The 13,220-nt window shown below is 70.3% G+C and carries 12 protein-coding genes; 7 read left to right on the forward strand and 5 right to left on the reverse strand.

Annotation, left to right across the window (positions count from 1 at the left end; translation table 11 throughout):
• Positions 1 to 7 precede the first annotated feature (7 nt).
• Entirely contained in the window at positions 8 to 472 is a 465-nt protein-coding gene (locus ACLQ26_RS14300) for a hypothetical protein (RefSeq protein WP_425744864.1), read from the reverse strand.
• A gap of 142 nt (positions 473 to 614) precedes the next feature.
• Here ACLQ26_RS14300 and ACLQ26_RS14305 point away from each other — a divergent pair, with 142 nt between their 5' ends.
• The 5 genes from ACLQ26_RS14305 to ACLQ26_RS14325 all read left to right on the forward strand — a co-directional run bounded on the left by ACLQ26_RS14305 (position 615) and on the right by ACLQ26_RS14325 (position 4,796).
• Positions 615 to 1,412 (forward strand): SAM-dependent methyltransferase, encoded by a 798-nt coding sequence (locus tag ACLQ26_RS14305; RefSeq protein ID WP_425744865.1) that lies wholly within the window; start codon positions 615 to 617, stop codon positions 1,410 to 1,412.
• Positions 1,413 to 1,484: 72 nt separating this feature from the next.
• Positions 1,485 to 2,648 carry a low temperature requirement protein A gene (locus ACLQ26_RS14310; protein WP_425744866.1) on the forward strand — a complete coding sequence of 388 codons (1,164 nt, stop codon included), beginning with the start codon at positions 1,485 to 1,487 and terminating at the stop codon, positions 2,646 to 2,648.
• A 10-nt stretch (positions 2,649 to 2,658) separates the two neighbouring features.
• Positions 2,659 to 3,555 (forward strand): bifunctional helix-turn-helix transcriptional regulator/GNAT family N-acetyltransferase, encoded by an 897-nt coding sequence (locus tag ACLQ26_RS14315; RefSeq protein ID WP_425744867.1) that lies wholly within the window; start codon positions 2,659 to 2,661, stop codon positions 3,553 to 3,555.
• 1 nt (position 3,556) lies between these two features.
• On the forward strand, positions 3,557 to 4,372 hold the full coding sequence (locus tag ACLQ26_RS14320; protein WP_425744868.1) for an ArsR family transcriptional regulator: 816 nt from the start codon (positions 3,557 to 3,559) through the stop codon (positions 4,370 to 4,372).
• Between the two features lie 13 nt (positions 4,373 to 4,385).
• Complete coding sequence (locus tag ACLQ26_RS14325; RefSeq protein ID WP_425744869.1) at positions 4,386 to 4,796, forward strand: VOC family protein; 411 nt, start codon at positions 4,386 to 4,388, stop codon at positions 4,794 to 4,796.
• Between the two features lie 241 nt (positions 4,797 to 5,037).
• Here the strand turns inward: ACLQ26_RS14325 and ACLQ26_RS14330 are convergent, their stop codons facing one another.
• The 4 genes from ACLQ26_RS14330 to argS all read right to left on the reverse strand — a co-directional run bounded on the left by ACLQ26_RS14330 (position 5,038) and on the right by argS (position 11,522).
• A complete protein-coding gene (locus ACLQ26_RS14330; RefSeq protein WP_425744870.1) occupies positions 5,038 to 7,074 on the reverse strand; it encodes an ABC transporter permease subunit in 2,037 nt (678 codons plus the stop codon).
• Positions 7,071 to 8,501: an extracellular solute-binding protein gene (locus ACLQ26_RS14335; RefSeq protein ID WP_425744871.1), complete on the reverse strand. Its 1,431-nt coding sequence runs from the start codon at positions 8,499 to 8,501 to the stop codon at positions 7,071 to 7,073. The genes ACLQ26_RS14330 and ACLQ26_RS14335 overlap by 4 nt, the downstream gene beginning before the upstream one ends.
• A gap of 401 nt (positions 8,502 to 8,902) precedes the next feature.
• Positions 8,903 to 9,673 carry an IclR family transcriptional regulator gene (locus tag ACLQ26_RS14340; protein ID WP_425744873.1) on the reverse strand — a complete coding sequence of 257 codons (771 nt, stop codon included), beginning with the start codon at positions 9,671 to 9,673 and terminating at the stop codon, positions 8,903 to 8,905.
• 130 nt (positions 9,674 to 9,803) lie between these two features.
• The gene (argS, locus tag ACLQ26_RS14345) at positions 9,804 to 11,522 is read right to left on the reverse strand and encodes an arginine--tRNA ligase (protein WP_425744874.1); all 1,719 of its coding nucleotides are present in this window, start codon (positions 11,520 to 11,522) and stop codon (positions 9,804 to 9,806) included.
• 332 nt (positions 11,523 to 11,854) lie between these two features.
• Between argS and ACLQ26_RS14350 the strand changes: the two genes are divergently transcribed.
• Together ACLQ26_RS14350 and ACLQ26_RS14355 are read left to right on the forward strand one after the other, a co-directional pair.
• Entirely contained in the window at positions 11,855 to 12,406 is a 552-nt protein-coding gene (locus ACLQ26_RS14350) for an RNA polymerase sigma factor (RefSeq protein WP_425744875.1), read from the forward strand.
• Positions 12,403 to 13,209: a zf-HC2 domain-containing protein gene (locus tag ACLQ26_RS14355; RefSeq protein WP_425744876.1), complete on the forward strand. Its 807-nt coding sequence runs from the start codon at positions 12,403 to 12,405 to the stop codon at positions 13,207 to 13,209. Before ACLQ26_RS14350 ends, ACLQ26_RS14355 begins: the two co-directional genes overlap by 4 nt.
• Positions 13,210 to 13,220: the final 11 nt, after the last annotated feature.

Genomic DNA, 13,220 nt, shown 5'->3' on the forward strand with positions numbered 1-13,220 from the left:
AGGGCGTTCAGGTCGGCGTGGGCCCGCCGGCCATACGTTCGCGGACGGCCTCCAGCGCCTCGAAGGCGTACGCCCAGTTGTGGCACTTGAAGCTGCGCAGGCCCTCGATGGCGGTGTGGCAGTCGGCGCAGCGCACCCCGGCGATGGCCTCCGGCACCTCCGTGTTGACGTACCTCTGTTCGCCGAGGATGACCGTGGCGATCATGTTCTTGTCGTGCAGGCCGGTGAGTGCCGACGAGACGATGTCGTACCAGGTGATCCGCCGACCGCACTTCGGGCAGTCCGGTTCGTCGCCGCTTACCCACAGCGGGGCACCGATGCTGCGCGCCGGCATGCCGAGCAGCTTCTCCAGACGCCTGACGTCCACCTCTGGTGTGGTCCACCGATGCCGGCCCGGCAGCGACGCTGGTGAGTCGTACACGGCGCGGAACAGGTCATCCTCGACCCGCACGGTTTCCCGCTGACCGGTCATCGGCGTCCCCCTCGGTGATTCGGTGCCCCCACCGTCGTCGGCGTTGACCAGGGGCGCAGCCGGATCAACGACACGAGGGGTCAGCGGGTCGTCGCCCCGGGGTGCTAGACATCGAGATCCGACCGCGGCGAAGGGACCCCTCGTGACCGACCAGCCGGCACCCGACACCACAGACGTCACCGCCCGACCCAACGTCGCCCGGATGTACGACTACTTCCTGGGCGGCAGCAACAACTTCGCCGCCGACCGGGCCGCCGCCGAGCGGGTGCTGGAGATCTTCCCGGGCACCGGATTCGCCGCGCAGACCAACAGGCACTTCCTGCGCCGGGCCGTCCGGTACGCCGCCGCGCAGGGCGTCCGCCAGTTCCTGGACATCGGGGCGGGGTTGCCCACCCAGGGCACCGTGCACGAGGTGGTGCGGGCTGTGGCGCCCGACGCCCGGGTGGTCTACGTCGACTACGACGAGGTGGCCGTCGCGTACGGCCGGCGGTTGTTGACGGACGTGCCCGGCACGGCCGTCGTGCGGGGCGACCTGCGGCGGCCGGACGACCTGCTGGCCCATCCGGAGGTGCGGGGCACGCTCGACCTGGACCGCCCGGTGGCCGTGCTACTGCTCGCGGTGCTGCACTTCGTGCCGGACGACGACGACCCGTGGGCCGCCGTCGCCCGGCTGCGCGACGCCACAGTGCCCGGCAGTCACCTGGTGCTGTCGCACCTGACGCTGGACGGCGTTCCGCCGGAGGTGGCCGAGCGCGGGCAGGCCGTCTATCGGACCAGCAGCGCCCCGCTGGTGCCCCGCAGCCACGCCGAGGCGCTGCGCTTCTTCGACGGGTACGACCTGGCGGAGCCCGGCCTGGTCGAGACCACCCGGTGGCGACCGGACGGCGAGCAGGAGGTCGGGGATTCGCACGGCTACGCCGGGGTCGGCGTCCGCCCCTGACGCGCTTTCGCCTCCGGTGGCGGGCCTCGGGTGGTACGACGGACCCAGCGCCGGCCACCGGGAGGAGCGCCGATGGCGAGCAGACCCGAGCGGCTGTTGCGGGGAAGCGACGCGCCGCTGAGCGCCTCGTTCCTGGAACTCTTCTTCGACCTGGCGTTCGTGCTCGCCCTGAGCCAGTTGGCCGAACACCTGCTCCACGACCTCACGTTGGGCGGGACGCTGCGCACCGCGCTGCTGCTGGCGGGCGTCTGGTGGATCTGGGTGACCACCACCTGGACCGCCGACTGGTACGACCCGGAGACCCCGGCCATTCGAGCGGTGCTGGTCGCCGCCACGATGGGCAGCCTGCTGGCCGGGGTGGCGATCCCGCAGGGGCTGCACGGACGGGCGGGGCTCTATGCCGGCGCGTACGTCGCGGTCCATCTCGTCCGGGGCGTCGTCACCGTCTCGGTGCTGCGCGGTCATCCTCGGCAACGCCGGGCACTGCGGATCCTCTGCTGGTACACGGTCACCGCCGTGCCGTGGCTGGCCGGCGTGTTTCTGCCACAGTGGCGGGTGCCGCTCTGGGCATTCGCCCTCGCGATCGATCTGTCCGGCCCACGGCTCGGCTGGCCCACACCGATGCTGGGTCGGGCCCGGCAGCAGGAACTGCGCCTGGCTGGTGCGCACTTCGCCGAGCGGTACCAACAGATCATGATCATCTCGCTCGGTGAACTCGTGCTGGTCGCCGGTCTGTCGTACGCCGGCACCGACCTCGACCCCGCCGAGACCGCCGCCTTCCTGCTGGTCTTCGCCACCGCCGTGCTGATCGGCCTGCTCTACGTGACGCCCGCCGGCCGACACCTGGGCTCGGCCATCGAGCACGGCGACCCGTCGCGGCTCGGCGTCGTCGCCGCATACCTGCACCTGGTGATGATCGCCGGCATCGTGGTCACGGCCGTCGGGGCCGAGCTGAGCATCGCCCACCCCACCGAGGCCGGCGACATGAGGGCCATCATGGCCATCCTGGGCGGGCCGACGCTGTTCCTCGTCGGGCGGATCCTGTTCTCCCTGGCGATCCACCGGCGGCTGTCCTGGCCTCGGGTGGGTGCCCTGTTCGTGCTGGCCGGCGCGGCCGCCGCCCTGCGGTTGCCGCTGGTGGCGGTGAGCGCGGTCGCCACCGGCGTGGTGCTCGTGCTGGCGGTCCTGGACCACGCCGCCCTCTTCACCTATCGCCGCCCCGGAACTCCTGACTAAAGTCAGGCAGATGGACTCCACCCTCCTCGCCGCCGTGCGGCGGTTCAACCGGACGGTCACCCAGCGGGTGGGTGCGCTCGACGACGAGTACATGGCGCAGGGCCGGCCCCTCGGGCAGGCCCGCCTGCTCTGGGAGATCGGCCCCACCGGCGCCGAGGTCGCGGCACTACGGGCCCGGCTCGGGCTGGACTCGGGCTACCTCAGCCGACTCCTGCGCACCCTGGAGAACGACGGGCTCGTCACCGTGGGTCCGGCCGACCAGGCCGGCGGCGACGGCCGGGTACGTGTCGCCCAGCTCACCGAGGCCGGCCGTACCGAATGGGCCGAACTCGACATGCGCTCCGACCAACTCGCCGCCTCGATCCTCGAACCGCTCACCGAGCGACGCCGGGAACGGCTCGTCGCCGCCATGGCCGAGGTCGAACGCCTGCTCATCGGGTCGATGGTGGCCATCGAACCGTGCCCGCCGAGCGACCCGCGGGCCCGGGCGTGCCTGCGGGCGTACGCCCGGGACATCGGGCGACGGATCGACGGCGGATTCGACCCGGCGCTGAGCAAGCCCGTCGACGACGAGGCGCTCGTCCCGCCCGCCGGGGTGCTCCTGCTCGCCACTCTCAATCTCGAACCCGTCGGCTGCGGCGCCGTCAAACTGCACCGCGACGCGCCCGCCGAGATCAAGCGCGTCTGGGTGGCGGACACCGTTCGCGGGCTGGGCGTTGGGCGGCGGCTGCTGGGCGAACTGGAACGGTACGCCGCCGACCGGGGCGCCAGGGCGGTCCGGCTCGACACCAACCGCAACCTCACCGAGGCGATCGCCATGTACCGGGCCGCCGGCTACCGGGAGATCGAGGCGTACAACACCGAGCACTACGCGCACCACTGGTTCGAGAAGGAACTGCGGCAGTGACGTGGGCCTACTCCATCAATCCTGTTTGATGTATATTGCTGTCGTGGCGTCGTCGAATCAAGCCGCCCCGGCGTTTGTGCGCTTGGCGGCCCATCCACTGCGGTGGCGGCTGCTGACCGAGCTCACCAGAAGCGACTACCGGGTCCGTGAGTTGGTGACGCTGATCGGTGAGCCGCAGAACCTGGTCTCCTACCATCTGCGGCTGCTGCGGGACGGCGGGCTGGTCACCGCCACGCGCAGCAGCTTCGACGGCCGCGACAGCTATTACCACCTGGAGTTGGACCGCTGCGCATCCGCGCTTGCCGAATCCGCAGCCGCGCTGCACCCGGCGCTGCACCGGGACCATGCGCCGCGCACAACGCCTGTCGACCTGCGGCGCTCGGCCCCCGTCGGCGTGCTGTTCGTGTGCACCGGCAATGGCGCGCGCTCACCGATCGCCGAGGCCCTGCTCCGTCACCGTGCCGGCGGCCAGGTCGAGGTGGTCAGCGCCGGCAGCTGGCCCAGGCCCCGGCTTCATCCCAACGCCGTACGGCTGCTGCGTGACGACTTTGGCATCGACATCGCCAGCCAGCGCCCCCGGCACGTGGACACGATGACCGGCCGCCGGTTCGACTACGTGATCAGCTTGTGCGACAAGGCCCGCGAGGTCTGCCCTGATTTTTCGGGCGAGCCTCGGCGGGTGCACTGGAGCCTCTTCGACCCCGCCACGGCCGGCGACACCGACCACGCCAGCTACCCCGCCTTCCAGCAGACCGCGGCCGACATCGACACCCGCATCAGGCACCTGCTGCCTGTCCTCGCGGCGGCCCGCCCTTGAAGGAGATTCAGCGGTGACAACACCTGATCAGCACGCCAGCGTCCGTTACCTGGTCGACGACGTCCAAGCAGCTGTGGACTTCTACACCATCCATCTCGGATTCACCCTCCAGACCAGCGCCGCGCCCGCCTTCGCGGACGTGGTGCGTGGCCCGTTGCGGTTGCTGCTGTCCGGGCCGGCCAGCTCGGGCGCCCGCGCCACCCCCGACGACGCGACGACCGCGGGTGGCAACCGTATCCACTTGATCGTCGATGACCTCGATGCCGAGATCGACCGACTACGCCGTGCGGGGTTGTCGTTCCGCAGCGACGTGGTTTCTGGTCCCGGGGGCCGCCAGATCCTGCTCACCGACCCCGCCGGCAACCTCATCGAGCTGTTCCAACCCGCCCACCGGCCAGGCCCGCGCACGCCGACCGCCCCCTGACCGGGACTAGACGAGTAATTCCTGGCCCTGGCCGGGGGCGATGGGCGCAGCCGGCGGGCGGCGGTGACCGTCGGTCACCTTCGAGGGGGCGGACACGGTCGTAAGCGGTATACCGCAGAGTCATATTCATACCTCTGAGGTATACCGCTCAACAGCACAGCGACACGGCGGGCAGCCAGAGCCGATGGCAAGCGCCCTTCGCCGCAACCCACGTTCGCGCCCTGCGAATCGGCGTACCCGGTCAGCCCTTCACCGCGCCGGCGGTGAGCCCTTCGGTGAGGAAGCGCTGCCCGAGGGCGTACATGATGACCACGGGGATGCTGACGAGCAGCGACGCCGCGGCGAGTTGTCCCTGCGGAACGACGTCCCCGGCGATCATCGACTGCATCCCCACCGGCAGCGTCTTGTACTCGTCCTTCGTGATGAACACGAAGGCGAAGAGGAACTCGTTCCAGGCATTGGTCAGAGTGAAGAGCGCGACCGCCAGCAGCCCCGGCTTGGCCAGCGGCAGCACCACCCGGCCGAACGCCTGGATGCGGCTGCAACCGTCGACGAGCGCGGCCTCCTCCAGCTCCACTGGGATCGACGAGAAGTACCCCACCAGCAGCCAGGTGGCGAACGGCAGCGTGAAGGTCGGGTAGGTCACCACCAGGGACCACAACGAGTCGGTGAGGCGCGCGCCGATGAGCATCTGGTACAGCGGGATGAACAGCAGCGCGCCCGGCATCACGTAGGTGAGCAGCACCGTGACGGTGAAGCCCTGCGCCCCACGGAACCGCAGCCGGGCCAGCGCGTAGCCCGCCAGGGCGGCGCAGACAAGTGCCACCGCCGTGGACGCCGCCGACACCAGCAGGGTGTTGAGGTACCAGCGGCCGAACGGTTGGTTGTCGAACAGCGCGCCGAACTGCTCCAGGGTCCACGGCGTCGGCCACAGGTCGTCGGTGCGCATGACGACCTGGCCCTCGGACTTGAAGGCCGTGACGGCGATCCAGTACAGCGGGCCCAGCACGAAGAAGAGCAACCCGGCCAGGGCGACGCCGGATCCCAGGCCCGACACCACCGACGACGACCGGCGACCGCCCCGCGACGAGAGGGCCGAGACCACCCGGCCGACCCCCGCCGCGATCAGCAGGATCACCCCGAGGACCACCGCCGCCTTCCAGAAAATCTGCGGAGATGCCCAGGCCAGCAGGCCGGTCACCACCGCGGTGACGACCCACGGCAGCGCCCTGCGCGCCGGTGCGGCCCACCTCCGCGTGCCGATCCACCGCGTTGCCCGACGTCGTCCGGGCAGCTTGACGCCGCTGTCCTGACGCAGCAACCGCACCAGGACGAACACCAGGCCGCCGATGACCGGCAGCATGACGAGCGTGACGGCCGCGCCGGCGCCGTACTGCAACTGCAGGATCGCCTTCGAGTACGCGACGAGCACGTACGGCGCTGTCACGTCGCCCGGGCCGCCCTGGGTCAGCAACCAGACGAGGTCGAAGTTGTTGAACGTCCAGATCGACGACAGGGTCACCGTCACGGTGATCACGTGGCGCAGTCCGGGAAGCGTCACGTGGGTGAACCGCCGCCAGGACGAGGCGCCGTCGATCGTCGCCGCCTCGTACAGGTCCGCCGGGATGGCCTTCAACCCCGCGAGGAAACACACGGTGAAGAACGGCACGCCCTTCCAGACGTTCACGAGGATCACCGAGGGCATGGCCAGCGACGGATCCGACAGCCAGCCAGCGGGCCAACTGTCGACCAGGTGCGCGTCGGCAAGCAGCGGCCCGATCCCGGTGGTGGTGAGCAGCGTGTTGACGCTGCCGAAGATGGGATCGAGCAGCGCGCGCCAGCTGAACGCCGTCACCACGGTCGGCACCACCCACGGCACCAGGAGCAGCCCGGCCAGCACCGCCCGCCCGCGGCGTCGCTGGTGCAGCAGCAGGGCCGCGGCCAACCCCAACACGACCTTGAAGACCTCGGCGTACGCGGTGAAGACGAACGAGTTCACCACGCCGGTGTGGAACTGGTCGTCGCCGACGAGCGCGAGGTAGTTGTCCAGGCCGACGAACACGGTGTCCTGCCCGTGCCGTTCGGTGGTGCTGGTGATGATCGAGCGGGCGATCGGCACGAGGACGAGCCCGCCGACAAGCACGGCCATCGGCGCCAGGAACAGTGCCGCGAGCCGCCAGTCACGCCCGAGCCGCCGCTGGACCGCCGTGAGAGAGCCGGGTCCCGACGGCGGGGGCTTCCGCGCCGCCGGGACCCGTGCCTGACGGACCGAGCTCACTGCCGCAGCCCCTGCTGGTTGAAGATCTGCACCATCTTCGCGTGGGCGTCCGTCACGGCCTGCGCCGGCGCGGCACCCTGGACGACCTGCTGCATCATGTCGGTGAGCACGTAGGCCGACCCCACCGCCTGCTGGCCCGCGCTGGCCTTCTGCGGGAAGGTCAGGCCGTTCTTCGTGTTCAGCGGCAGCTTCAGTTCGGTGATCCTGCGCAGCATCGGGAACGCCGGGTCGCCGCTCGTGAAGAACGGGTCGGCGTCCCAGACCTTCTCCCAGGCGGGCATCACCAGGCCGGGTGCCTCCTTCGCCACCCCGAGCAGCGCGGGTGCGCTGACCAGGTACTGCGCCAGGAGCTTGGCGAGCCCGGGGTTCTTGGCGCCCTTGAAGACGACGAAGCCCTGCGACTGGCCGAGCAGCAGCGGATTGTTCGTCGCCGGCCCGATGCAGTCGGAGAACACGTGGGTGTTCGCGTGCACCGGGTTCTTCTTGGTCCGGGAGTCCGCGTAGACGCTGAACTGGTTGCGGGTGTAACCGAGGATGCCCGCGAGCCAGTTCTCGTTGTTGCTGGTGTCGGTCCAGCTCGCGATCCCCGGTGGCAGCATCGGCTTGTACTTGGAATTGGTGTAGATGTCGCCCAGGAAGGTCACCGCCTGCACGGTCTCCGGGGAGTTGAACGTGACCTTCCGGCCGTCGTTGGAGGCGATCGAGCCGCCGTAGGCGTTGATCAGCGCCTCGATCATGCCGTTGCCGTCACCGGACCGGTTCACAGTCATGCCCCAGCCGAACCGGCGCTTGGTCGGATCGGAGATCTCCAGGCACAGATCCCTCAGCTCCTCCCAGCTGTAGATGTCCTTGGGGGAGATGCCCTTGTCCTGCATCCAGTCCTTGCGCAGGAACGACCCGATCCCGATGAAGTGGTACGGGATGGCGAACCACTTGCCGTCGAAGACGCAGAAGTTCGTGGCCTCGGCGGAGGGTTGGCCGTACTTGGCGGTCAGGGCCTGGACGACGTCCGTCACGTCCTCCAGGTCGCCAAGCGCCTGGAACTGAGCGACGAACCGCGAGTCGGTCATGAACGCCAGGTCACGCGCCACCCCGCCCTTGACCTCGGCGTCGATCTTGGCCACCACGTCACCGGCGTCGGCCTGGACGAGGCTGTTCTCGATCTTCGTTCCGGTGGTGTCCGCGAACTTCTTGATCGAGCTGTCGAGGGCCTCGTTCGCCGCAGTCGAGTACAACTTCTGCGACAGCATCCCCATCGAGGAGCCCTTCATCGACGACGCGGCGTCGATGAGCTCCTGTGGAACTTCGGGCTGCACCTTGCTGGATGAGTCGGAGCTGCCCCCGCACGCGGCCAGACCGGCCGCGCCGAGCACCCCCACTCCCATCCCCATAAAGCCGCGTCGAGACCAGGCTGGATTCTTCTCCATGGACATTCGCCTCCTCAGAGTCCCGCACCACTGCACGCCGAAGGCGTGCCTGACGAACACCGCGATCCTTGTGTTCCAGGTGTGTCTCGTGCGGCGACCACGAACGGGCCGCCCGCACAGATCAGTGCGTTCGCAAACCCGTCGGGGGAGTTGGCGGGGTTGCGACGGCGCGCGAGAGAACCCGCGTGCCGCTCGCCGGGTAGCGCGACGAGGTTGAGGCGATCGGCGACCGGGCCGAGAGGGTGCCTCTGGCGTTCCAGTTCGGTCGGGTCACGGGACCACCGCCGTTCGAGATTTCGAACTGAGTTCGAGATACCGGATCGAGTGGTCGCGACGCTAGAGCAGCATCGTGAGAAATGTCAATGTTTCGATGGTGTTTCGAGCCGAAAACAGGAGGCCGGCTATCGAGACGGGGCCCGGTAGCCCATGCGGGCGGACAGCGCGGCCGCGCCCTCGCGAACCAGCCCGGTCCACTCCGACTGCACCTGGGACGTCCAGCGAATGATCGGCGCGGACAGGCTCATCGCGGCGATGACCGCACCCGAATGGTCCCGGATGGCCGCCGCCACGCACCGCATCGCGCTGTCCGACTCGCCGACGTCGACAGCGACGCCCTCCGCCCGGACACGTTCGAGATGCGCACGGAGAAGGTCCGGGTCGGTGATGCTGTCCGGCGTCATCCCCGGCAGCGCGGCCTTCGACAGGACGGCATCCAGGTCCGCCTGATCGAGCGCCGACAGCAGCACCTTGCCGACCGCCGTGCAGTGGGCCGGCAGCCGCAGCCCGACACCGGAAACCATCCGGACGGGGTGCGTGCTGTCGAACTTGACGAGGTAGATGACATCGGCGCGGTCGAGCACCGCCACGTGCACCGCCTCGGCACACTTCGATGCCACGTCCCGCGCGACCCCCTGCGCCTCGCGTACCAGGTCAAGCCGGCCGGCGAACGCCGCGCCCAGCTGGAAGAGCGGCATACCGAGCCGATACTGCACCGGCTGGCCCGGTACGGAGATCAGGTACGAGCGAGCCTCGAGCGTGACGAGCAGCTCGTGGACTGTGGTGCGGGGCAGGTCGAGTCGTTCCATCACCTGACGGGCCGACAGTTGGGGGCAGTCCAGGAACAGTTCGAGGACGTCGAGTGCGCGGATGACTGCCGGTACGACACGGGGCATGTCGAAAAGTCCCTTCGCAGTGCTGGACTCGTGCCAACGATCTCCACACGGACCAGCACCCGAAGAGGATAGCTACGTCAACTTCGAGCGCGCCATGAATGCGGCCGGGCAGTAGGAGGGGCGGGAGCGCTCACATCCGTTCGGGAGTCCGGATGCCGAGCAGGTGCAGGCCCTGCCCGAGGACCCGCGCGGTCAGGTCGCAGAGCACCAGCCGGCTCTCCCGGACCGGTTCGTCGGCCCGCAGCACCGGGCACCTCTCGTAGAACGTGCTGAACGCGGCGGCCAGCCGGTACAGGTAGCCGGCGAGGTGATGGAACTCCAGATTCTCGGCCACCTCGCCGACCACCCTGCCGAACCCGACCAGTTCGAAGGCCAGCGCCCGCTCCGCCGGCTCGGCGAGGGAGACGGCCGCGTCGGGCCGGGCCGCCGCCCCGGCCCGCCGGAAGATGGACCGGATCCGGGAGTACGCGTACTGGAGGTAGGGCGCGGTGTTGCCGTCCAACGACAGCATCCGCTCCCAGTCGAGCACGTAGTCCCGGTGCCGGTCGTTGGACAGGTCGGCGTACTTGATCGCGCCGATGCCGACCGCCCGGCCCACCTCGGCCGCCTCCGCCGCACCCAGCTCCGGATTCCGCTCCCGGGCCAGCGCGATCGCCCGGGAGATGGCCTCCTCCAGCAGTCCGACCAGCTTCACCGACCCGCCGGCTCGGCTGCGCAACATCCGCCCGTCCGACCCGAGGATCGAGCCGAACCCGACATGCTCGGCCCGGGCCGGCGGGGCCAGCCACTCCGCCTGCGCGGCGACGGCGTACACCATCTCGAAGTGCCGCCGTTGCGGCAGCCCGACCACGTAGAGCAGGCGGGTCGCGCCGAGGGCGTCGGTCCGCTGCCGGATCGCCGCCAGGTCGGTCGCCGCGTAGCCGTACCCGCCGTCGGACTTGCGCACGATAAGCGGCAGCGGCTCGCCGTCCCGGCCGACGACTCCGGGCGGGAACACGCAGGCCGCGCCCCCGCTCTCCCGCAGCAACCCGAGCCGGTCCAGTTCCTCGACCACCGGCCCGAGCAGGTCGTTGTAGCTGCTCTCGCCATGGAAGTCCCGCTCGGTGAGGGTCACGTCGAGCATGTCGTACACGGTCATGAAGTACCGCTCGGACTGCTCCACCAGCAGCCGCCACAGCCGCCGCGTCACGGGGTCGCCACCCTGCAGAGCCACCACCCGCCGCCGGGACCGCTCGGCGAACGCCTCGTCGGCGTCGAACTTCGCCCGAGCCGCCTTGTAGAACGAGTCCAGGTCACCCATGGACAGCTCCTGCGCGGCCTCGGCCTCGCCCAGATCGGCCAGGTGCTCGATCAGCATGCCGAAGGGTGTGCCCCAGTCGCCCAGGTGATTGGCCCGTACCACCCGGTGCCCCAGCCATTCCAGAAGCCGGGCCGCCGCGTCGCCGATCACCGTCGAGCGCAGGTGCCCGACGTGCATCTCCTTCGCCACGTTCGGCGCCGAGTAGTCGACCACCACCGTCTCCGGCTCGGCCGTCACCGGCACGCCCAACCGCCTGTCGGCGGCGAGCGCGGTGATCAGGCCCACCAGCGTCCGATCGGCAACGGTCAGGTTGAGAAAGCCCGGCCCGGAGACCTCTGCCCTGCTGCACAGGTCGGCCAGCTCGGCGTGCTCCAACACCTGCGCGGCGATGTCGCGCGGCGGCCGGCCGAGCCGCCGGGCCAACGCCAGCGCCGCGTCGGACTGGAAGTCCGCGCGCTGAGACCGCCGCACGACCGGGTCGACAGGCACGCCGGCCACCGTCGCGAACGCCGGCGCCAGCCGGTCGGTAAGCAGATTCTCCAGATCCATGGGTACGCCGATCTCGCTCGGATCCGTCGCTCGCGGATCACCGAAAGGGGATGCGGGCGGACCGGGATGATCGGCGGTGACCGGCGGCTCGATCCGCCGGTCGCAGGTGAGGAGTGCTCAGCGCGGGCGGTCGCAGGACCGCCGGCGTCGCAGCGCGCCGAGCAGGACGTCAGGGGACGCCGTCGGGAACGCGTACGAGCTGGGCATGGCGCTAACTTAACCAGCCGATCCGGGGACCGGGCAACGGAATTGCCGCCCGACCGGGCGACGGGAGTGACGGCTGTCACACCGATGCGGGACCCGATCGCGAGGGAGTCGTCGTCTTACCCCATGTGAGACGAAGTCTGGACGCGGCCGACGAGCAGGAACTCGTACGCCGCGTGGCCCGCGGTGACCGGCGGGCCTTCGACGAGCTCTACCGGCGCACCGCACCATGGCTGGAGGTGCGGCTGCGGCGTCGGTGCGCCGACCCGGACGTGGTCGCCGACGTCCTCCAGGAGACCTACCTGACCCTCTGGCGGGCGGCCGGCAGCTTCGCCGGCGACCAGGTCAGCGGCAGCGCCGTCGGCTGGTTGTGGACCATCGCCGCGCACCGCCTGGTCGACGCGTTCCGCCGTCGCTCCCGGCAGGCCCGGATGCCGCAGGTGCACCCGGTCGAGACTGTCGTACCCGCCGCCGAGGACGAGGTGCTGGCCGGCCGGGTCGGGCAGGAACTCGAACAGGCCCTCGCCGTGCTGCCGCCCGAGGTCCGCGCGGTGCTGCGGGCAACAGTCCTCGACGGCTTCACCGTCCGCGAGACGTCCGTGCTGCTGGGCGTACCCGAGAACACCGTCAAGTCCCGGATCCGCCGCGCCCGGATCGTCCTGCGGGAGGCCCTGTCATGACAGCCCATCCCACCCTGAACGAGATCGACCGCTACGCCGACGGCGACCCCGGCCTCGACGAGGCGACCGTCTGGTCCATCGAGGTGCACCTGGAGACCTGCGCCGACTGCCGCGCCCGCCTGGCCGGCAGCACCACTGCCCAGTCGCGCGCCCTGGTCGCCGAGGTTGCGGCAGCCGTCGACACCGCGATCGCCGCAGGCCCCACCCCACGATCCAGGACCCTCTTCCGTACGCCGGTGCGGCAGCGCTGGTTCGTGGCGGCGCTGCTTCCGTGGGTCGCCATGACCGCCTGCGTGCTCGGCACCGCGGCCCTGCTCACGTACTTCCTGTCCGAGTTGCCGTCGATCGTGTTGCTGCTCGCGCCCCTGGCGCCGCTGCCCGGGGTCGCGGCCGCCTGGAGCAGACGCGGCGACCCGGCCTGGGAACTGGTCATCGGCACCCCCTCGGCCGGTCTGACGATGCTGCTGCGACGTACCGCAGCGGTGCTCGTCCTCGTGATCCCGGTGCTCGCCGCGTTCGCCGCCCTCGGGAGCAGTCGGGCGAACCCGGCGCTGATGCTGCTGCCGTGCCTGGCCTTCACCGCCGCGACGCTGCTGCTCGGCTCCCTCGTCGGCGTCCGCCGCGCCGCGATCGGTCTGATGGCGCTGTGGGCCGCCGCCGTGGTCGCGCCCAGCCTCGTCACCGCCGAACTGCCGGTGCTCCTGCGGCCGACGGCCACCGGCGGGTGGGCCGTCGTCACTGTCGTGCTTGCCGCCCTGACCCTCCTGCGCGCCAACAGCTTCCGGCGCCTCACCTCGTTCTGAAGGGAACCACC

It is taken from the genome of Micromonospora sp. DT43, assembly GCF_049841645.1.
Lineage (GTDB): Bacteria > Actinomycetota > Actinomycetes > Mycobacteriales > Micromonosporaceae > Micromonospora.

Bases quoted from the DNA above. Each gene is read 5' to 3' on its own strand.
- ACLQ26_RS14300 (WP_425744864.1), bottom strand. From the start codon at position 472: ATGACCGGTCAGCGGGAAACCGTGCGGGTCGAGGATGACCTGTTCCGC.
- ACLQ26_RS14310 (WP_425744866.1), top strand. From the start codon at position 1,485: ATGGCGAGCAGACCCGAGCGGCTGTTGCGGGGAAGCGACGCGCCGCTG.
- ACLQ26_RS14315 (WP_425744867.1), top strand. From the start codon at position 2,659: ATGGACTCCACCCTCCTCGCCGCCGTGCGGCGGTTCAACCGGACGGTC.
- ACLQ26_RS14335 (WP_425744871.1), bottom strand. From the start codon at position 8,501: ATGGAGAAGAATCCAGCCTGGTCTCGACGCGGCTTTATGGGGATGGGA.
- ACLQ26_RS14340 (WP_425744873.1), bottom strand. From the start codon at position 9,673: ATGCCCCGTGTCGTACCGGCAGTCATCCGCGCACTCGACGTCCTCGAA.
- argS (WP_425744874.1), bottom strand. From the start codon at position 11,522: ATGGATCTGGAGAATCTGCTTACCGACCGGCTGGCGCCGGCGTTCGCG.
- ACLQ26_RS14355 (WP_425744876.1), top strand. From the start codon at position 12,403: ATGACAGCCCATCCCACCCTGAACGAGATCGACCGCTACGCCGACGGC.